At 53.8% G+C, this 21,546-nt stretch carries 13 protein-coding genes; 9 read left to right on the top strand and 4 right to left on the bottom strand.

The window, feature by feature from the left end; all coding sequences use genetic code 11:
* Positions 1–786 precede the first annotated feature (786 nt).
* Both rcsD and rcsB read left to right on the top strand, forming a co-directional pair.
* The gene (gene rcsD / locus CWM66_RS08410) at positions 787–3,456 is read left to right on the top strand and encodes a phosphotransferase RcsD (RefSeq protein ID WP_081120726.1); all 2,670 of its coding nucleotides are present in this window, start codon (positions 787–789) and stop codon (positions 3,454–3,456) included.
* Between the two features lie 16 nt (positions 3,457–3,472).
* A complete protein-coding gene (rcsB, locus tag CWM66_RS08405; protein ID WP_007371125.1) occupies positions 3,473–4,123 on the top strand; it encodes a response regulator transcription factor RcsB in 651 nt (216 codons plus the stop codon).
* A 35-nt stretch (positions 4,124–4,158) separates the two neighbouring features.
* Here the strand turns inward: rcsB and rcsC are convergent, their stop codons facing one another.
* Positions 4,159–7,005: a two-component system sensor histidine kinase RcsC gene (rcsC, locus tag CWM66_RS08400; protein ID WP_072439662.1), complete on the bottom strand. Its 2,847-nt coding sequence runs from the start codon at positions 7,003–7,005 to the stop codon at positions 4,159–4,161.
* 115 nt (positions 7,006–7,120) lie between these two features.
* Entirely contained in the window at positions 7,121–9,757 is a 2,637-nt protein-coding gene (gene gyrA, locus CWM66_RS08395) for a DNA topoisomerase (ATP-hydrolyzing) subunit A (RefSeq protein WP_007371123.1), read from the bottom strand.
* Positions 9,758–9,915: 158 nt separating this feature from the next.
* Here gyrA and ubiG point away from each other — a divergent pair, with 158 nt between their 5' ends.
* The 4 genes from ubiG (at position 9,916) to yfaE (ending at position 14,707) form a co-directional block, all read left to right on the top strand.
* A complete protein-coding gene (gene ubiG / locus CWM66_RS08390; protein ID WP_107146494.1) occupies positions 9,916–10,644 on the top strand; it encodes a bifunctional 2-polyprenyl-6-hydroxyphenol methylase/3-demethylubiquinol 3-O-methyltransferase UbiG in 729 nt (242 codons plus the stop codon).
* Positions 10,645–10,986: 342 nt separating this feature from the next.
* Positions 10,987–13,272, top strand: a complete 2,286-nt coding sequence (gene nrdA, locus CWM66_RS08385; RefSeq protein ID WP_035888806.1) for a class 1a ribonucleoside-diphosphate reductase subunit alpha — start codon at positions 10,987–10,989, stop codon at positions 13,270–13,272.
* Between the two features lie 50 nt (positions 13,273–13,322).
* Entirely contained in the window at positions 13,323–14,453 is a 1,131-nt protein-coding gene (gene nrdB / locus CWM66_RS08380) for a class Ia ribonucleoside-diphosphate reductase subunit beta (protein ID WP_007371120.1), read from the top strand.
* A complete protein-coding gene (gene yfaE / locus CWM66_RS08375) occupies positions 14,453–14,707 on the top strand; it encodes a class I ribonucleotide reductase maintenance protein YfaE (protein ID WP_007371119.1) in 255 nt (84 codons plus the stop codon). Before nrdB ends, yfaE begins: the two co-directional genes overlap by 1 nt.
* Positions 14,708–14,770: 63 nt before the next feature.
* On the opposite strand, the gene glpQ is transcribed toward yfaE, so the two are convergent.
* Together glpQ and glpT are read right to left on the bottom strand one after the other, a co-directional pair.
* Complete coding sequence (gene glpQ, locus CWM66_RS08370) at positions 14,771–15,841, bottom strand: glycerophosphodiester phosphodiesterase (RefSeq protein WP_107146493.1); 1,071 nt, start codon at positions 15,839–15,841, stop codon at positions 14,771–14,773.
* 12 nt (positions 15,842–15,853) lie between these two features.
* Complete coding sequence (gene glpT, locus CWM66_RS08365) at positions 15,854–17,206, bottom strand: glycerol-3-phosphate transporter (RefSeq protein WP_035888801.1); 1,353 nt, start codon at positions 17,204–17,206, stop codon at positions 15,854–15,856.
* Between the two features lie 273 nt (positions 17,207–17,479).
* Here glpT and glpA point away from each other — a divergent pair, with 273 nt between their 5' ends.
* The 3 genes from glpA to glpC are packed head-to-tail and all read left to right on the top strand — an operon-like array spanning position 17,480 to position 21,535.
* Entirely contained in the window at positions 17,480–19,102 is a 1,623-nt protein-coding gene (gene glpA / locus CWM66_RS08355) for an anaerobic glycerol-3-phosphate dehydrogenase subunit A (RefSeq protein WP_007371115.1), read from the top strand.
* A complete protein-coding gene (gene glpB, locus CWM66_RS08350; RefSeq protein WP_007371114.1) occupies positions 19,092–20,348 on the top strand; it encodes a glycerol-3-phosphate dehydrogenase subunit GlpB in 1,257 nt (418 codons plus the stop codon). Before glpA ends, glpB begins: the two co-directional genes overlap by 11 nt.
* A complete protein-coding gene (gene glpC, locus CWM66_RS08345) occupies positions 20,345–21,535 on the top strand; it encodes an anaerobic glycerol-3-phosphate dehydrogenase subunit GlpC (protein WP_071921098.1) in 1,191 nt (396 codons plus the stop codon). The genes glpB and glpC overlap by 4 nt, the downstream gene beginning before the upstream one ends.
* The last annotated feature ends 11 nt before the right edge of the window (positions 21,536–21,546 follow it).

Here is a 21,546-nt window from a genome sequence, read left to right as displayed (position 1 = left end):
TAACCCTCTAATCAGCTGGCAAATTCATTGTGCTTAAAATAGGAAAATAATCCATCGGGAATATGATACGAAAACTTTGAAGATGTTTCATATTTAATGATAGATGTTACAATTTGTAAAATCCAGGGAACTTTTTATAGCACGAATAGCTAATTGATATCGCACAAATAATCAAATAAAATTAAAAACACCATAAAAAACAATCACATAAATAAAAATAAATGATAGCACTGAATGCAAAAACGAAATCTCTAATCGTCACTAAAATACAACACGCTATCATCATTAACTTTATTTATTACCGTCATTCGAATCTGAATGTCTGTTTACCCCTCTTATGACCGAATGCCCTGCATTCGGTTTTTTTTTACCTTTCTTTACTTAACTTGAATAATAATCTACATATAATAACTATTTGTAACGACTATTAATTAATCAACAAACGTGCCAGATTTATCTTATTGACTTAGGAATTTAATTAATTTCTTGTTATTTATTGCGTTCTTCTTATTCAGCACTGAGAAATATTTGTACAATCTCCACGTTTTGTACATTTTTGCCGCTTCGTTTAAATGAGAGACAAAAAGCCACATTCTGCGGATAATGGCTGAAAAGAGAGTCTGGAAATTCACTCATTAACCGATATACTGCCTGCTGTACACTGCTCTGCAACACATCTATTTGTAGTCCGCGCACGACAGGCGGTAGTTACGGCATGGCAGCAACATTGTTTCAGCGGATGCTGAGCGTCACCTGCAGTGTTGTCATAACGGGTTACACACAAGAATGAGTCAATCTGACACAATGATTCCTGGCAAATTTTCCCTGATACCGGGCAACATTACCCGTTTCTTCCTCTTATTGATTATTGTCCTGCTGGTAACGATGGGGGTGATGATCCAGAGCGCGGTCAACGCCTGGCTGAAAGATAAAAGCTATCAAATCGTCGATGTTACGCATGCCATCCATAAGCGTATCGACACCTGGCGGTATGCTACCTGGCAGATCTACGACAATATCGCTGCGGCTCCGGCGACCACACCGAGCGAAGGTTTACAGGAAACGCGTCTGAAACAGGATGTCTATTACCTCGAAAAACCGCGCCGCAAGACAGAAGCGCTGATTTTTGGTTCGCACGACAGCTCCACGCTGGAGATGACACAGCGCATCTCAACGTATCTCGATACACTGTGGGGCGCAGAAACCGTTCCATGGTCGATGTACTATCTGAACGGCCAGGATAACAGCATGATCCTGGTTTCAACGTTGCCTCTAAAAGATCTGACCTCGGGTTTTAAAGATTCCACCATCAGCAATATCGTCGATTCCCGACGCGCAGAAATGTTGCAGCAGGCTAACGCCCTCGATGAGCGCGAAAGTTTTTCCTCCCTGCGCCGTCTGGCCTGGCAAAATGGCCACTATTTTACGCTGCGCACCACCTTTAACCAGCCGGGTCACCTGGCGACGGTGGTTGCGTTTGACTTGCCGATTAACGATCTGATCCCGCCGGGCATGTCACTGGACAGCTTCCGCCTCGACCCTGATAGCACGCAAAATACCACACGCGGGCAGGATAAAGAGACCACAGATAATGTGACCGTCAACTTTAATAGCTCGCGTATTGAGATTGCTTCTGCATTGAACGGCACCGGGCTGCGTCTGGTGTGGCAGGTTCCTTTCGGTACGCTGCTGCTCGACACCCTGCAAAACATTCTTTTACCGCTGTTGCTGAATATTGGGCTGCTGGCGCTGGCGCTATTTGGCTACACCACCTTCCGTCAGCAACCGGGCCGTAAGACGGATAGCCTGGCGGCGCCGGGAGCAAACAACGAGCTGCGCGTGCTACGAGCTTTCAACGAAGAGATTGTCTCATTACTGCCGCTTGGCTTGCTGGTACACGATCAGGAAGCTAACCGCACGGTGCTGAGCAACAAAATAGCCGACCATCTGCTGCCGCACCTGAATCTGCAAAATATCACCGCCATGGCGGATCAACACCAGGGCGTCATCCAGGCCACCATAAATAATGAGCTGTATGAAATCCGCCAGTTCCGCAGCCAGGTGGCTTCACGTACGCAGATCTTTATTATTCGCGACCAGGACCGCGAAGTGCTGGTCAACAAGAAGCTAAAGCAAGCGCAGCGTCTGTATGAGAAGAACCAGCAGGGTCGCGCCGCCTTTATGAATAATCTGGCTGACTCGCTGAAACAGCCGGTAAAGGCTCTCGCTGCTGAAGCGGCCGCCCTTGAAAACAAAGAGGGCAATCACGTCGCCGATCACGCCGACAGGCTGGTACAACTGGTGGATGAAATTCAGCTGGCAAATATGCTGGAAAGCGATAGCTGGAAAGGTTCGCCTTCCGTGTTCTCGATTCAGGATCTGATTGATGAAGTGGTGCCGGAAGTTCTGCCAGTGATCAAGCGTAAGGGCCTGCAATTGTTGATCAACAACCCGCTGCCGGCTAACGAGGAGCGCCACGGCGATCGCGATGCGTTACGCCGAATCCTACTGCTTTTGATCCAGTACGCGGTGACGACCACGCAAATGGGTAAAATCACCCTTGAAGTGAATATGGATGAATCGGCAGAAGATCGCCTGACCTTCCGTATTCTTGACACTGGCACAGGCGTAAATACCAGTGAAATTGACAATCTGCACTTCCCGTTCCTTAACGATACACAGAGCGATCAGTACGGAAAAGCAAACGCCCTCACCTTCTGGCTGTGCGATCAGTTAGCCAGAAAGCTCGGTGGGCATTTGAATATTAAGGCCAGGGAAGATCTGGGCACCCGCTACTCTTTGCATGTTAGAATGGCGGCCCGCTCACCGCAGGTTGAAAGCGAAGAGAAATTGCTCGATGATGTTGTCGCGATGATTGACATCACCTCGAATGAAATCCGCAATATCGTAGTTCGCCAGTTGGAAAATTGGGGTGCAAGCTGTATTTCCCCGGATGAACGTCTTTCAAGTCAAGAATATGATCTCTTTTTGACAGATAATCCGTCTAATCTTACAGCCTCAGGCTTGCTTTTAAGCGATGATGAGGCCGGTGTGCGGAAAATTGGCCCAGGCCAATTGCGCGTTAACTTTAATATGAGCAATGCAATGCAGGGAGCAATATTGCAGCTTATAGAAGAGCAACTGGCGCAGGAAGATGTACCGGAATCGCCATTGGGAGGCGATGAAAACGCGGAACTCCATGCCAGCGGCTATTATGCACTGTTTGTTGACACAGTACCCGATGATGTTAAGAGGTTGTATACTGAATCAGCGTTACGCGATTTCGCTGCGCTGGCGCAGACAGCACACCGCCTGAAAGGTGTGTTTGCTATGCTAAATCTGGTACCTGGTAAGCAGTTGTGCGAAACGCTGGAGCAATTAATTCGTGAGAGCGATGCTCCAGGCATAGAAAATTACATCAGCGACATTGACGCTTACGTCAAGAGCTTGCTGTAGCAAGGTAGCCTAATACATGAACAATATGAACGTAATTATTGCCGATGACCATCCGATTGTACTGTTCGGTATTCGCAAGTCACTGGAACAAATCGAATGGGTTAACGTAGTCGGTGAATTTGAAGACTCTACAGCGCTCATTAATAATCTGCCGAAACTCGAGGCAAATGTTCTGATCACCGACCTGTCAATGCCGGGCGATAAATACGGCGATGGTATTACGCTGATCAAATACATTAAACGCCATTTCCCTGCGCTGTCGATTATTGTTCTTACCATGAACAATAACCCGGCAATTCTGAGTGCGGTGCTGGATCTGGATATCGAAGGTATCGTACTGAAACAAGGCGCGCCGACCGACCTGCCGAAGGCACTGGCCGCGCTGCAGAAAGGTAAGAAATTTACCCCAGAAAGCGTTTCTCGCCTGCTGGAAAAAATCAGCGCTGGCGGCTATGGCGACAAACGCCTGTCACCGAAAGAGAGCGAAGTACTGCGTCTGTTTGCAGAAGGTTTCCTGGTAACGGAAATCGCTAAAAAGCTGAATCGCAGTATCAAGACCATCAGTAGCCAGAAGAAATCTGCGATGATGAAACTGGGCGTCGATAACGACATTGCCCTGCTGAACTACCTCTCCTCGGTCACGCTGACCCAGACAGAAAAAGAGTAATCCCACACAACCCCGGCTTTCGCCGGGGTTCCTTTTTATCCCCTGCTGTTTCTGACCCGCGCGACATAAGCGGCCAGTGTTTGCTTCAGCACATCCAGCGTCACCGGTTTCGACAGGCAGCTATCCATACCGGATTCAAGGCAGCGCTGTTTCTCTTCCGCCAGCGCGTTAGCCGTTACGCCAATCACCGGCAACGTCAGGCCCAACTGGCGAATCCGCTGCGTCAGACGATAACCGTCCATATTCGGCATGTTGACGTCGCTGAGCACAATATCAATGTGGTTCTTGCTTAGCACGTTCAATGCATCCACCCCATCGTTGGCTGTTTTGCATTGATAGCCCAGCGATCCCAGCTGATCGGCAAGTAATCGCCGGTTAATCGGATGATCGTCAACCACCAGGATCATCATATCGTCGTTGCGCGATACCTCATTGTCCTCTATGGCCTGCGTCGCGGTCGCCTGCGGTTCCACCACCTGTACGCGGTAAATGCGTCCCAGCAACGCCAGCAAATCGTGCGGCGCGGCGACGCTGTGTAACCATTCGCCCGGCGCACGTTCAACTGGAATACCGATATGGCGACGGCAGAAAACAATCACCGCCCGCGCGCCCGAAGGATGTTCCAGATCATCATCGGTAATCAACGTATCCTGAAGGCCGAGTTCTCGCCCGTCGTACTGCTTCGTATGGATGCCATTCCAGTTCAGCAAGCTCTGCAAATAGGCCGATAGTGAGGCGTTACGCACCGCCAACCAGCAGCAGGTCTCCGCCAGCCCATCGACATCAGCGCGCTCCGGCGCGACCGCATTGTAAAGCGGAATACGAATAGTGAACTGGCTGCCCATACCCGGTTCGGTATCCACCGCGATATCGCCATCCATCATGCTAATCAGCTTCTCGCAAATCGCCAGCCCCAGGCCTGTGCCCTGGAAATTACGCTGCACCCCGGTTCCGACCTGGAAGAAAGGATCAAACAGCCGCACCACTTCTTTACCGGGGATCCCCACACCGGTATCGCGCACGCGTATGCTGAGATAATCCGCATCACGCTGTACATGCAGCACAATGCAACCGATGTCGGTGAACTTAATCGCATTGCTCAGCAGGTTTGAGATCACCTGTTGCAAACGCATTGGATCGCCGTTGAGAACCACGGGCACATCAGGCTCGATAAAACAGTAGAGCCCCAGTTGTTTACGCACCACCAGCGGCAGATAGTTGGCGGTGATATGGCTCATCACCTCGCGCGGGGAAAACTCCCGCGGCTCGATTTTTAACTGCTCAGACTCAATTTTCGAGAAGTCGAGAATATCGCTGATAATTTTCAGCAGCAGGCTGGAAGAGTTATTCATCGCCGTCACCAGGCGGTCAACACCCTTCGGCAGCTCTTTGGTCTGCAGCAGATCGAGGTTACCGATAATGCCATACAGCGGCGTGCGCAGTTCATGGCTGACGGTCGCCAGGAACATCGATTTCGACTGGCTGGCCTGTTCTGCCGCCTGCGCCATTTCCTGTAACGACTCTTCCATTTTGACGCGCGCGGAGACATCCACCAGCACACAAATCGCCACGTTTTCATTGCGATAGCGCGAATGAACAAAGCTGATTTGCAGATTAGTGTTGTTGCTGGTCAACACATCAACAAAATTGACCTGCTGGCCGCAGATGATCTGCGTCAGCCGCTGCCGATCTTCATGCGTAAGCATGTTCAGGTAATTATGCGCCAGTTCGTTACTGAGAATATTCGTCCCGTCCTGGGTGCGCAGAATACAGATCCCCACCGGCGCAGAAGCGACGATTTTACGGTTGAACTGCTCATGCTCTTCCAGCCGCTGCGCATCATTTTCCGCGGGAATAAAGATGCGCCGCTCATACATGCGCGCCAGGGTAAACAGCGCCACGCCAACCAGCACGTTCAGGAGCACGGCATTGAGGATCAGCATGCGGATACGTTCCAGTACCATATCGACAGGAACGGAATAGACCACGCTTAATGAGGATGGTGGTAAGCTCTTTTTCAGGATCAGCTCGCGGAAACCAGAGGTATAACCGAACCACGAACGTTCCTGCATCCAGCGCGGATCGGCAACAATGCCGCTGTCCTGGCCGGTCAGCGAAATCAGCGAGTGCCCGCTTTCATCCAGAATGGTGACGCCCATCGGCAGGCTGCCCGGCGTAAAGAAATTCTCCATGCGGATTGACTGTTCGGTGCCCAGCAACGCCTGAAGACGATTACCAAGATAAACCGGCGTCAGCGCGTAAAAGTAACCAATTCCAGGGCGCGGCCCCTGGCTCATCCAGTAGAGGTTATTGCTGCGCTCATCCTGCGGCGCATTGCGGTATTTCACAATCCGCTCATGCAAGCTTTTTAAGGTATCGTCACGCTCGACCGGCAGGTCGCGCAGGCCGAAATCCGCCATACACAGATTGTCACTGCCAATCAGAAATACGCGGTTGAGATCGTAGGCGGCTGAGAAATTGTCACGCCAGTAGCGCATAAACCACGCCAGCGACTCCAGCGAACCACGCCATGAACTACTCATTGCAGAGCAGTCAGAATCGGGGAACAGCGGTAAAAACGCCGGCACGTCGGTTTTATCATCGCGACTGCGCGAGGTAAGGATGCCGTTTTCCGCCGTCAGACGGTTTTCGGCAATGTACTTCAGCTCTTTCATCACATCCGAAGTGCGCTGAATATAACGCTGCGCCTGATCGGAACTGAGGTTGAATTCCTGACGAATCTCTGACTCTTTGTCGTGCAACGCATTGACGATGTAAAACACTGAAAAAAAAGCAATTAACAGCCACAGCAATAGCGCCAGCGCTCTGAATAAATAGCGGGAAACTTTCAGGGTACTGCGAAAAGAGACGAGGTATTTCAACCTGGGGAAACTCCGCCACAAGGAAGTTAAAAAAGAGTGTCGTTAAGGTAGCGATAAATCGCGAATGCCGCAATGGCAATGAAAAAGGGCCGGAAAACCGGCCCTCTGTGACGCATTACTCGTCGGCGTCATCCGCCGTATCGTCGTCAGTGTCAACTTCCGGCGCGATGTCGTCATCGCCTTCCGCCACACTGCCATCGATGGAGTCCAGCTCTTCGTCATCCACCGGTTCGGCGACACGTTGCAGACCCACAACGTTTTCATCTTCCGCGGTACGGATGAGGATCACACCCTGGGTGTTACGGCCCACCACGCTGATTTCCGACACGCGTGTACGCACCAGCGTACCGGCATCAGTGATCATCATGATCTGGTCGCAATCATCGACCTGCACCGCGCCGACCACGGAGCCATTACGCTCGGTGACCTTGATGGAGATAACGCCCTGTGTACCACGAGATTTGGTCGGGTACTCGGTTTCAGCAGTACGTTTACCGTAACCGTTCTGCGTGACCGTCAGGATGGCGCCTTCGCCGCGCGGAACAATCAGCGATACCACGCTGTCTTTTTCCGCCAGCTTGATGCCGCGTACACCGGTCGCCGTACGACCCATCGCGCGCACCGCACCCTCTTTAAAGCGCACCACTTTACCGGCAGCAGAGAACAACATCACTTCGTCGTTCCCGGAAGTCAGATCGACGCCAATCAGTTCGTCGCCTTCGTTCAGGTTAACGGCAATGATCCCGGCAGAACGCGGACGGCTGAATTCGGTAAGCGCGGTTTTCTTCACGGTACCGCTGGCAGTCGCCATAAAGACGTTAACGCCCTCTTCGTATTCACGTACCGGCAGGATCGCCGTGATACGTTCGTCCTGCTCCAGCGGCAACAGGTTGACGATCGGACGACCACGCGCGCCACGGCTCGCTTCCGGCAGCTGGTAAACCTTCATCCAGTAGAGACGGCCACGGCTGGAGAAGCAGAGGATCGTATCGTGGGTGTTGGCCACCAGCAGGCGGTCGATAAAGTCTTCTTCTTTAATACGCGCAGCCGATTTACCTTTACCACCACGGCGCTGGGCTTCGTAGTCGGTCAGCGGCTGATACTTCACATAGCCCTGATGCGACAGCGTAACCACAACGTCTTCCTGATTGATCAGGTCTTCGATATTGATATCGGCGGTGTTCGCGGTAATTTCGGTACGGCGCTCATCACCGAACTGTTCGCGAATCAGTTCGAGCTCTTCGCGAATCACTTCCATCAGGCGCTCAGCGCTGCCGAGGATGTGCAGCAGTTCAGCGATCTGCTCCAGCAGCTCTTTGTATTCATCGAGCAGTTTTTCATGCTCAAGGCCCGTCAGTTTCTGCAAACGCAGATCCAGAATCGCCTGTGCCTGTTGCTCGGTCAGGTAGTACTTACCGTCACGGATACCGAACTCCGGCTCCAGCCACTCCGGACGTGCTGCGTCATCGCCCGCACGTTCCAGCATCGAGGAGACATTGCCCAGATCCCACGGCTGCGCGATCAGGCCCGCTTTCGCTTCGGCCGGGGTCGGCGCACGACGGATCAGTTCGATGATCGGATCGATATTCGCCAGCGCCACGGCCAGCGCTTCAAGGATATGCGCACGGTCACGGGCTTTACGCAGTTCGAAAATGGTACGACGGGTCACCACTTCACGGCGGTGACGCACGAACGCGGCCAGAATCTCTTTCAGCGTCATGATCTTCGGCTGACCATGGTGCAACGCCACCATGTTGATACCGAAGGAGACCTGCAATTGCGTCTGGGAGTAGAGGTTGTTCAGCACCACTTCGCCCACAGCATCGCGTTTCACTTCGATGACGATGCGCATACCGTCTTTATCAGACTCGTCGCGCAGCGCGCTGATGCCTTCAACGCGTTTGTCTTTCACCAGTTCGGCAATCTTCTCGATCAGGCGCGCTTTGTTCACCTGATACGGAATTTCATGCACGATAATGGTTTCACGGCCGTTTTTCGCATCGGTTTCTACCTCTGCGCGGGCGCGAATGTAGATCTTGCCACGACCGGTGCGGTAGGCTTCTTCAATCCCACGGCGACCGTTAATGATGGCGGCAGTCGGAAAATCCGGCCCCGGAATGTACTCCATCAGCCCTTCAACGCTGATGTCTTCATTGTCGATATAGGCCAGGCAACCGTTGATCACTTCCGTCAGGTTGTGTGGCGGAATGTTGGTTGCCATACCGACCGCAATCCCGGAAGAGCCGTTCACCAGCAGGTTCGGGATCTTGGTGGGCATTACATCTGGGATTCTTTCGGTGCCGTCGTAGTTATCGACGTAGTCAACCGTCTCTTTTTCCAGATCGGCCATCAATTCATGGGCGATCTTCGCCAGGCGAATTTCCGTATAACGCATCGCCGCCGCGGAGTCGCCATCGATGGAACCGAAGTTGCCCTGACCATCAACCAGCATGTAACGCAGCGAGAACGGCTGCGCCATACGGACAATGGTGTCATACACCGCGGAATCACCATGGGGATGGTACTTACCGATTACGTCACCAACGACACGGGCAGATTTTTTGTAGGCTTTATTCCAGTCATTGCCCAATACGTTCATGGCGTAAAGTACGCGACGGTGAACCGGTTTCAGGCCATCTCGGACATCCGGCAGCGCACGGCCAACAATGACCGACATCGCATAGTCCAGATAGGAGCTTTTCAGCTCTTCCTCGATGTTAACCGGTGTAATTTCTCTCGCAAGGTCGCTCATCTAACCGCTATCCCTCTACTGTATCCCGGATTCAAAGGTCGCAAATTATAACACAACCGCTGTGAGACAGGTAAATCTATAACTCCCGCGCAAAGGTTTATTCATCCCGTCGGCCTGATATACTCACACGTCTTATTGAGAGAGGAGTAAATGCGCCCATGAATGCCGAAAAAACACTGGCCGCTCAGAATGTTGACCACGCTGAAATCGCCAAATTCGAAGCTGTCGCTTCACGCTGGTGGGATAAAGAGGGTGAGTTTAAGCCCCTGCACCGTATTAACCCGCTGCGTCTGGGCTACATTAGCGAACATGCTGGCGGTCTGTTCGGTAAAAAGGTGCTCGATGTTGGCTGCGGCGGCGGCATCCTGGCGGAAAGCATGGCGCAGGAAGGCGCAACGGTGACCGGTCTGGATATGGGCTTTGAACCGTTGCAGGTCGCGCGTCTGCATGCGCTGGAATCCGGCGTGCAGGTCGATTATGTTCAGGAAACCGTCGAAGAACATGCCGCGAAACACGCGCAGCAGTACGACGTGGTGACCTGTATGGAGATGCTGGAGCACGTCCCCGATCCGCAATCGGTGGTAAAAGCGTGTGCGCAGCTGGTTAAACCGGGCGGTCACGTCTTCTTCTCGACAATTAACCGCAATGGCAAATCCTGGCTGATGGCTGTCGTCGGCGCAGAATATGTGCTGCGCATGGTGCCGAAAGGCACGCACGACGTGAAGAAATTCATTAAACCTGCTGAATTATTAACCTGGATCGATGAGACGGTGCTTCAGGAATGTCATATCACCGGGCTGCATTATAATCCGCTGCTGAATAAATTTACCTTAGGGCCGGGCGTTGATGTTAATTACATGTTACACACAACGGCAAAAAACAACTAAGGTCATTAGTTAAAGTTATAAATGTTGCGCAGTATCAAGCTGCGCATTTGCCTTTCCCGATGAAGAAATCAGCACTCGATCAAAAATTCATTTTTTTTTGCAAAATGTTGACATCCCCGCCAGGCCTTACAGCATGAGGACTTAGCGTTTATTACGCTTTCGCAACCTCAATTTAACCTCAAAATCAACTCTTGTACTGAAAAGAATCCTTACTAGAATAATCACCATATAGCGTTTTCCTTATCGCAAACCCCCTACATATAGTATTTATCCACAGAGTTAGTCACAGCGACGAACTGTGGATAATTGGGGGATACTTTTATTTCACGGACAGGTAATCACATGAATCAGAGTCTGCTGGTGACAAAACGTGATGGTGGCACTGAGCGCATCAATCTCGACAAAATCCATCGAGTGCTGGATTGGGCGGCAGAGGGGCTGAGTAACGTCTCTATCTCTCAGGTTGAACTGCGTTCACATATTCAGTTTTACGACGGGATCAAAACCTCCGACATCCATGAGACCATCATCAAGGCCGCCGCGGATTTAATCTCCCGCGATGCGCCGGACTACCAGTACCTGGCCGCGCGCCTGGCGATTTTCCACCTGCGTAAAAAAGCTTACGGTCAGTTTGAACCGCCAGCGCTGTACGACCACGTGAAAAAAATGATCGAACTGGGTAAATACGATCATCATCTGCTGGAAGACTACACGGAAGAAGAGTTCAAGCAGATGGACGGTTTTATCGATCACTGGCGTGATATGAACTTCTCCTATGCCGCCGTGAAGCAGCTGGAAGGGAAATACCTGGTACAGAACCGCGTGACCGGCGAAATCTACGAGAGCGCGCAGTTCCTCTATATTCTGGTTGCTGCCTGCCTGTTCTCGAACTACCCACGTGAAACGCGTCTGGACTACGTGAAGCGTTTCTATGATGCGGTATCCACGTTCAAAATTTCGCTGCCGACGCCGATCATGTCCGGCGTGCGTACTCCGACGCGTCAGTTCAGCTCCTGCGTACTGATTGAGTGCGGCGACAGCCTGGATTCCATCAACGCCACTTCCAGCGCGATTGTGAAATACGTTTCCCAGCGTGCCGGTATCGGCATCAACGCCGGCCGCATCCGTGCGCTGGGCAGCCCGATCCGTGGTGGTGAAGCGTTCCACACTGGCTGTATTCCGTTCTACAAACATTTCCAGACGGCGGTGAAATCCTGCTCGCAGGGCGGCGTACGCGGTGGTGCGGCCACCCTGTTCTACCCGATGTGGCACCTGGAAGTAGAAAGCCTGCTGGTACTGAAAAACAACCGCGGCGTGGAAGGTAACCGCGTGCGTCACATGGACTACGGCGTACAGATCAACAAACTGATGTACACCCGTCTGCTGAAAGGTGAAGAGATCACCCTGTTCAGCCCGTCCGACGTCCCGGGTTTGTATGACGCGTTCTTCGCCGATCAGGACGAGTTCGAGCGTCTGTACACCCAATATGAGAAAGACGACAGCATCCGTAAGCAGCGCATCAAAGCGGTTGAGCTGTTCTCACTGATGATGCAGGAACGTGCTTCAACGGGCCGTATCTACATCCAGAACGTCGACCACTGCAACACGCACAGCCCGTTCGACCCGCAGGTCGCACCGGTACGTCAGTCCAACCTGTGCCTGGAAATCGCGCTGCCGACCAAGCCGCTGGATGACGTTAATGACGACAGCGGTGAAATCGCACTCTGTACGCTGTCTGCTTTCAACCTCGGCGCCATCAAAAACCTTGACGAACTGGAAGAGCTGGCAACGCTTGCGGTACGTGCTCTCGACGCGCTGCTGGATTACCAGGATTACCCAATCCCGGCGGCAAAACGTGGCGCCATGGGCCGCCGTACGCTGGGTATCGGCGTGATCAACTTTGCTTACTGGCTGGCGAAGAACGGCAAGCGTTACTCCGACGGCAGCGCCAATAACCTGACGCATCAGACCTTCGAAGCCATTCAGTACTGGCTGCTGAAAGCGTCTAACGAGCTGGCGAAAGAGCAAGGTGCATGCCCGTGGTTCAATGAAACCACCTATTCGCAGGGCATTTTGCCGATCGACACCTACAAGAAAGATCTCGACGGTATTACCAACGAGCCGCTGCATTACGACTGGGAAGCACTGCGCGAATCCATCAAAACGCACGGCCTGCGTAACTCCACGCTCTCCGCGCTGATGCCGTCTGAAACGTCATCGCAGATCTCCAACGCCACCAACGGTATCGAACCGCCGCGCGGCCACGTGAGCATCAAAGCGTCGAAAGATGGTATTCTGCGCCAGGTGGTGCCGGACTACGAAAAACTGAGCACCGCTTACGAGCTGCTGTGGGAAATGCCAAACAATGACGGCTACCTGCAACTGGTCGGCATTATGCAGAAGTTTATCGATCAGTCGATTTCTGCTAACACCAACTACGATCCGAGCCGTTTCCCGTCGGGCAAAGTGCCGATGCAACAATTACTGAAAGACTTGCTCACCGCGTACAAATTTGGCGTGAAAACGCTGTACTATCAAAACACCCGCGATGGAGCGGAAGATGCCCAGGATGACCTGGTACCTTCCATCCAGGACGATGGCTGCGAAAGCGGCGCATGTAAGATCTAACGAAGGGGCGGGGAAACCCGCCCTTTTCTTTCGCAAGACAGGACACTTTCATGGCTTACACCACTTTTTCACAGACGAAAAACAATCAGCTACTGGAGCCGATGTTCTTTGGCCAGCCGGTTAACGTGGCGCGCTACGATCAGCAAAAATATGACATCTTTGAAAAGCTGATTGAAAAACAACTCTCCTTCTTCTGGCGTCCGGAAGAAGTTGATGTTTCCCGCGACCGTATCGATTTCCAGGCGCTGCCGGAACACGAAAAACATATTTTTATCAGCAACCTGAAATACCAGACGCTGCTGGATTCCATCCAGGGCCGCAGCCCGAACGTCGCACTGCTGCCGCTGATCTCCATTCCGGAACTGGAGACCTGGGTCGAGACGTGGGCGTTTTCCGAAACCATCCACTCGCGCTCTTACACCCACATCATCCGCAACATCGTTAACGATCCAGCGGTGGTGTTTGACGATATCGTCACCAACGAGCAGATCCTCAAACGTGCGGAAGGCATCTCGCATTTCTATGATGACCTGATTGAGACGACCAGCTACTGGCATCTGCTGGGCGAAGGCACACACACCGTGAACGGCAAAACCGTTACCGTGAACCTGCGCGAGCTGAAAAAGAAACTCTACCTGTGCCTGATGAGCGTTAATGCGCTGGAAGCGATTCGCTTCTATGTCAGCTTCGCCTGCTCCTTTGCCTTTGCCGAGCGCGAACTGATGGAAGGCAACGCCAAAATCATCCGCCTGATTGCCCGCGATGAAGCGCTGCACCTGACCGGCACTCAGCATATGCTGAACCTGCTGCGCTCTGGCGCTGACGATCCGGAAATGGCAGAGATTGCCGAAGAGTGCAAACAGGCATCCTATGACCTGTTCGTGCAGGCGGCTTTGCAGGAGAAAGAGTGGGCGGAATATTTGTTCCAGGGCGGTTCAATGATCGGCCTGAACAAAGACATTCTCTGCCAGTACGTCGAATACATCACCAACATCCGCATGCAGGCGGTTGGCCTCGATCTGCCGTTCCAGACGCGTTCAAACCCAATTCCGTGGATCAACACCTGGCTGGTTTCCGATAACGTGCAGGTGGCGCCGCAGGAAGTGGAAGTCAGTTCCTACCTGGTCGGTCAGATCGATTCTGAAGTCGATACCGACGATCTGAGCAGCTTCCAGCTCTGATGAGTCGCGTAACGCTGCGCCTTTCCGGCACCGAGGTGCTGTGCCGGGATGAGCACCCTTCCCTGCTGGTGGCGCTGGAGTCACAGCAGGTGGAAGTGGAGTACCAGTGCCGCGCAGGCTACTGCGGTTCCTGCCGTTGTCGTCTGGTAGCAGGCCAGGTTGACTGGATTGCCGAGCCGCTGGCCTTCGTTAACGAAGGGGAAATTTTGCCCTGCTGCTGCCGGGCGAAAGGCGATATTGAGATTGAGATGTAAAAAAAGGGCCATACGGCCCTTTTTTGTTGACAGCTTCAGCACCATCTGGCGAAACAGCTTTCCCTACTGCCGCTTATCTTTTAAAAACTGCACTGCTTTATCCGGGAAGTCGGTAAACAAGCCATCGACATCCGCCTGCCGGTACAGCACCTCATACAGCTGATTGACATCACTGGCATACGGCGGAAGCTGATCGGCCCGCACGGTAAACGGATGCACCTGCAAATGGTGTTCATGCGCCTCTTTGACCATCTGCGTTAGCTTCACGTTGCCCGGCGTGGAACCGTCGGCCACCAGCATATGGTAATCCGGGCCAATCCCGTCAGCATACTGCGCAATCTGCTGCATCGCGCCGGGTTGCAGCATCCAGTCATAGTTGTAATTCACCCATTTACCATCCGGTTGTTTTTGCTGAGTTTCATGCCATTTGGTGTAGGCAATCAGTTGCACCAGATTGAGATCCATCCCCATCTTCGGCTCCAGCTCATGTTTAATGCGCTTTAGCTCGTCGGCATCAAAACATTGCAGGTAGACTTTGTCTTTTTTGCTGGTGTAACCGTACTTTTTCAGCACTTCCAGCGTCTTCGCGGCAATGTCCTTGCCTTCCTGATGATGGAACCACGGCGCTTTGATTTCCGGGTAGATACCGATATTTTTGCCCGTGGAGTGGTTCAACCCCTGCACAAACTCAATCTCTTCGGCAAAGGTATGAATGCGGAATTCCGATTTGCCCATCGGAAAGCGCCCCGGAAAGAGCTGCACTTTCTTGCCGTTTTCCACATCAAAGCCTTCGGTAAACTTCAGCGAACGAATTTCGTCCAGCGTAAAGTCGATGGCGTAAAAGCGGCCATCTTTACGGGCGCGCTGCGGAAAACGCTCCGCCGCATCGGTCACGCGATCCAGATAGTGATCGTGCAGGACAACCAACTGGTCGTCTTTGGTCATCACCAGATCCTGCTCGAGATAATCGGCGCCCTGCGCATAAGCCATCGCTTTTGCCGGTAATGTGTGCTCCGGCAGATAGCCGCTTGCACCGCGATGGGCAATCACGATTTTCTCCGCCGCCAGCGCCTGGCTGGCAAATAAACCGGCTAGTAACAGGCCGGTTGTGATACGGGTAAAGGTGGTTTTCATCTGCACTCCCTTTTACTGACGGCGCGCCAGCATCTCAGCATGGTGACGTTTTTCGCCCAGCATCACGATAATCAGCAACAAAACGGCGAGAATGCTGCCGCCGATCATCACCATAAAACCGCCATCCCAGCCGAAGAAATCAACGGTATAACCGACAATGGCACTGGCGGCGACAGAACCGCCGAGGTAGCCAAACAATCCGGTAAACCCGGCTGCCGTACCTGCCGCTTTTTTCGGTGCCAGCTCCAGTGCATGCAGACCAATCAGCATCACCGGGCCATAAATCAGGAAGCCAATGACGATCATACAGACCATATCTACCGTCGGATTGCCCGCCGGGTTCAGCCAGTAAACAATAGTCGCGATTGTCACCAGCGTCATAAAGAACACGCCGGTCGCGCCGCGATTGCCACGGAACACTTTGTCCGACATCCAGCCGCAGAGCAGCGTGCCGGGAATACCCGCGTACTCATACAAAAAATAGGCCCACGAGGATTTATCCAGCGCGAAGTGCTTCACTTCTTTCAGGTAAGTTGGCGACCAGTCGAGAATGCCGTAACGCAGCAGATATACGAACACGTTAGCCACGGCGATGTACCACAACAGCTTGTTCGGCAGGATGTACTGCATAAAAATCTGCTTCGCCGACAGCTCTTCTTCGTGCTTGTCACTGTAATCATCCGGGTAGTCGTTTTTGTACTCTTCGATCGGCGGCAAACCGCAGGATTGCGGCGTATCACGCATCAGAGCAAAGGCGATAATCGCCACCAGAATCGCGCCAAAGGCTGGCATATACAGCGCTGCATGCCAGTCGTTAAACCAGGCCATCCCTAACAAAAACAGCAGTGGCGGAATACCGCCGCCAACGTTATGCGCGCAGTTCCACACAGAAACAACGCCGCCGCGCTCCTTCTGCGACCACCAGTGCACCATCGTACGTCCACACGGCGGCCAGCCCATCCCCTGGAACCAACCGCATAAAAAGAGCAGTACAAACATGATCATAATGCTGGAGGTGGCCCAGGGCACAAAGCCCATAAACAGCATCACGGCAGCAGCAAGAATCAGCCCGGCGGGCAGAAACACGCGCGGATTCGAACGATCCGATACCGAGCCCATGATGAATTTCGAAAAGCCGTAGGCAATCGAGATACCTGAAAGCGCAAACCCCAGATCGCCACGGGAGAACCCCTGTTCAACGAGGTACGGCATGGCCAAGGCAAAGTTTTTACGCACCAGATAATAGGCAGCGTAACCAAAAAAAATGCCGAGGAAAATTTGCCAGCGCAGCCGCCGATAAAGCGGGTCGATTTGCGCGTCCGGCAGACGCGAAAGATGGGGGGCAGGTTTAAAAATACTCAACATAGCGGCCTCCGTGGCGCGGTAAGACTCATTTCGGGCAAGAATGAGTGAAAACGAACATTACGAAAGTTATTCGCGGCGGATTGTAGAGAAAGTTTTACGTAGAGAGAACGGGTTGTCGCAATAAATGTTACAGAAATATGACAAGAGTCTAATTTCACGCATGAAAGCGCGTTCGACTTTCGTTATTTGCTCGAATATGCGCGATATCAAACAAACCACACTCATAGTGTGGCTAAATGGTTGCATCTGAAAGTCGGCCACAGGGACGCGAAGATGCATAACTCTCCTGATTACGATGTGATTATTATTGGCGGCGGAGCCACCGGTGCCGGGATAGCCCGTGACTGCGCTCTGCGCGGACTGCGCGCGGTGCTGATCGAACGTCACGACATCGCCACCGGCGCAACTGGCCGCAACCACGGCCTGCTGCACAGCGGGGCGCGCTATGCGGTCACTGATAACGAATCTGCGCGCGAATGCATTGCAGAGAACCAAATCCTCAAACGCATTGCCCGTCACTGCGTTGAACCCACCGATGGTCTGTTCATTACGTTGCCGGAAGATGATTTGGTCTATCAAAGCCAGTTTATCAATTGCTGCCGGCAGGCAGGTATTCCGGCACAGGCGATTTCGCCGCAAGAAGCGCTGCGGTTAGAACCGAGCGTTAACCCGACGCTGCTCGGCGCTGTGCGGGTGCCGGATGGGACAGTGGATCCTTTCCGCCTGACCGCCAGCAATATGCTGGATGCGCGTGAGCACGGAGCAAAAATCCTTACCGGCCACGAAGTGTGCGGGTTGATTCGCCATGGCGATCGCGTGAGCGGCGTGAATCTCTGGCATCCTGCCAGCGGCGAAAATCTGCAACTTTACGCGCCAGTGGTGGTGAACGCTGCCGGGATCTGGGGCCAGCGCATCGCGGAATATGCCGATCTGCGCATTCGCATGTTCCCGGCCAAAGGCGCGCTGTTAATCCTCGATCACCGAATCAATCAGCGGGTTATTAACCGCTGCCGCAAACCTGCCGATGCCGATATTCTGGTGCCTGGCGACACCATTTCACTGATCGGCACCACCTCCACGCACATTGATTACGCCGATATCGATAACGTCCGCGTGACGCCGGAAGAGGTGGATATCCTGCTGCGGGAAGGGGAAAAACTGGCACCGGTAATGGCGCAAACGCGTATTCTGCGCGCCTATGCGGGCGTTCGTCCGCTGGTAGCCAGCGATGACGATCCGAGCGGCCGCAATGTCAGCCGGGGCATTGTGCTGCTGGATCACGCGCAGCGCGACGGGCTGGAAGGGTTTATCACCATTACCGGCGGCAAACTGATGACCTACCGTTTGATGGCCGAATGGGCAACGGATGCGGTCTGCCAAAAACTGAACCACGGCGCGGCCTGCACCACCGCTTCCACTCCGCTGCCTGGTTCCCGGGAGTCAACCGAGCAAACACTGAAAAAAATCATCTCACTGCCAACGCCGCTGCGCGGTTCTGCGGTTTATCGTCACGGCGATCGCACACCCAACTGGCTTGGCAGCGATCGCCACAACCGCAGCCTGGTCTGCGAATGTGAAGCCGTGACGGCGGGCGAAGTGCAGTACGCGGTGGAAAACCTGAATGTCCATTCGCTGCTCGATTTGCGCCGCCGCACGCGCGTCGGCATGGGCACCTGCCAGGGGGAATTATGCGCCTGTCGCGCCGCCGGGCTGTTAAACCGTCTGCATGTTACCAGCGAAACCGAGTCGCTCAGCCAGTTGCGTGATTTCCTTAATGAACGCTGGAAAGGCGTGAAGCCGGTGGCCTGGGGCGATGCCCTGCGCGAAAGCGAGTTCACTCGTTGGGTTTACCAGGGATTATGTGGTCTGGAAAAGGAGGCAGAAGATGAGATTTGACACGGTCATCATCGGCGGCGGTCTGGCAGGACTGTTGTGCGGAATTCGCCTGAGCGAAAGCGGGCAGCGCTGCGCGATTATCAGCCGGGGCCAGAGCGCGCTGAGTTTCTCTTCCGGTTCGCTGGATCTGCTCTCCTTTCTTCCGGACGGGCAACCGGTTACCGACATCGACAGCGCCATTGCTGTGCTTGAGCAACACTACGGCGCGCATCCTTACGCGCTGCTGGGCGCGAAAGCGGTGCGTCACTACGCGCAGCAGGCGCAAACCCTGCTCGCCGACTGTAAGCTGGCGTTACAGGGGGAGATTGATACACCGCATCACCGCGTGACGCCGCTGGGCACGTTTCGCCGCGCCTGGCTTAGCCCGCAGGAAGTACCGCGCAAAACAGAGGCGCAACAGCGAACTGCGGTGGTCGGCATTAGTGGGTTTCTTGATTTTCAGCCGCAACTGGCCGCAAGCGCGCTGCGTAAACGCGGCATCGATGCCCATGCCGAAGAGATTGAACTGCCAGCTCTGGACAGGCTGCGCGATAACCCCAGCGAGTTCCGCGCGGTGAATATTGCCCGCCTGCTGGATGCACCGGAGCACTATAGCGAACTGTATAACGCACTGCTTCCGCTCAGCCAGCAATACGGAATGCTCTGGCTGCCCGCCTGCTTCGGCCTGACGGACAACCATGTCTTTACCCAACTGAATAAACAATTAGCCTGCCCGCTGCGCCTGCTGCCAACGCTGCCGCCATCTGTACCGGGAATGCGCATGCAGTTATTGTTGCAGCAGCGTTTTATTCAACAAGGCGGGAGCTGGATGCCAGGCGACGACGTGCTGCGTGCCGACATCAGCCACAACCATGTCACGCAGCTCTGGACCCGTAAGCATGAAGACATTCCGCTGCGTGCGCGCCACGTCGTGCTGGCCAGCGGCAGTTTCTTCAGCAATGGCCTGATCGCCGGGCGCGATCGCGTGCGGGAGGCGGTTTTCGATCTCGATGTCATGCAGAGCGACAAGCGCAGCGACTGGTATCGCGACGATGTGTTTGACAGCCAGCCGTGGCAGCAATTTGGCGTCCGGACCGACGCGCAACTGCGCGGCCTGTGTCAGGGCGCTGTCGTGGAGAATCTTTATGTTATTGGTTCGGTGCTGGGCGGGTTCGATGCGGTCGCTCAGGGATGCGGCGGCGGCGTTTGCGCCGTGACGGCGCTGCATGCCGCGCAGCAGATCATTGCACAAGGAGGCGAACAATGAACAGCACGCAGTTCGAAAGCTGCATTAAATGCACCGCATGCACCACCGCATGCCCGGTTAGCCGGGTTAACCCCAATTATCCCGGCCCGAAACAGGCCGGTCCCGATGGCGAACGGCTGCGTCTGAAAGATGCCGCGCTGTATGACGATGCGCTGAAGTATTGCACCAACTGTAAACGCTGTGAAACCGCCTGCCCTTCCGGGGTGAAGATTGGCGACATTATTCAGCGCGCCCGCGTCCAGTACGCGGCAAAACCGTTCTCGCTGCGTAATGTCATCCTCAGTCATACGGATTTGATGGGCTCGCTATCAACGCCCGTTGCTCCACTCGTCAACACCGCTACGGCGTTAAAGCCGGTACGCCAGTTGCTTGATAAAACGCTGAAAATTGATCACCATCGCGCGCTGCCGAAATACTCTCACGGCACGTTTCGCCGCTGGTATCGTAGCATCGCCGCACAACAGCGGGCATTTCCTCAACAGGTAGCGTTTTTTCACGGCTGCTATGTCAATTACAACCATCCACAGTTGGGCAAGGATCTGATCCGTCTGCTGAACGACATGGGCATTGGCGTGCAGTTATTACAGCGGGAGAAGTGTTGCGGCGTGCCGCTGATTGCCAATGGCTTCTTCGCAAAAGCGAAAAAACAGGCGCAATTCAATGTGCAGTCGCTGACGCAAGCCGTTGGCGAGCAAGGCTTACCGGTGATCGCCACCTCTTCCACCTGCGCTTTCACCCTGCGCGATGAGTATCCGCATCTGCTGGATGTGGATAACAGCCATGTGCGCTCACACATCGATCTGGCGACGCGCTGGATCTGGCGCATGCTGGATGAAGGGAAAAAGCTGACGCTGCGTGAGACACCGCTGAAGGTGGTCTATCACACCCCGTGTCATCTGGAAAAAATGGGCTGGACGCACTACACGCTGGAACTGCTACGACGCATTCCGGGGCTGGAACTGACAGTGCTGGACTCCCGCTGCTGCGGTATCGCTGGCACGTACGGTTTTAAAAGCGAGAACTACACAACTTCGCAGGCCATCGGCGCGCCGCTGTTTGCCCAGATTGAGGCCAGCGGCGCCGACCTGGTGGTGACGGATTGCGAAACCTGCAAGTGGCAGATTGAGATGTCCACCAGCAAGCGCTGCGAACACCCCATCACTCTGCTGGCGCAAGCATTAGGGTAACGGCAAGCCGT

Source organism: Kosakonia sp. H7A (genome assembly GCF_003028445.1).
GTDB classification, from domain to species: domain Bacteria; phylum Pseudomonadota; class Gammaproteobacteria; order Enterobacterales; family Enterobacteriaceae; genus Kosakonia; species Kosakonia radicincitans.
Note: the sequence above shows the minus strand (reverse complement) of the source record. Positions and strands in the feature narration are given on the sequence as shown.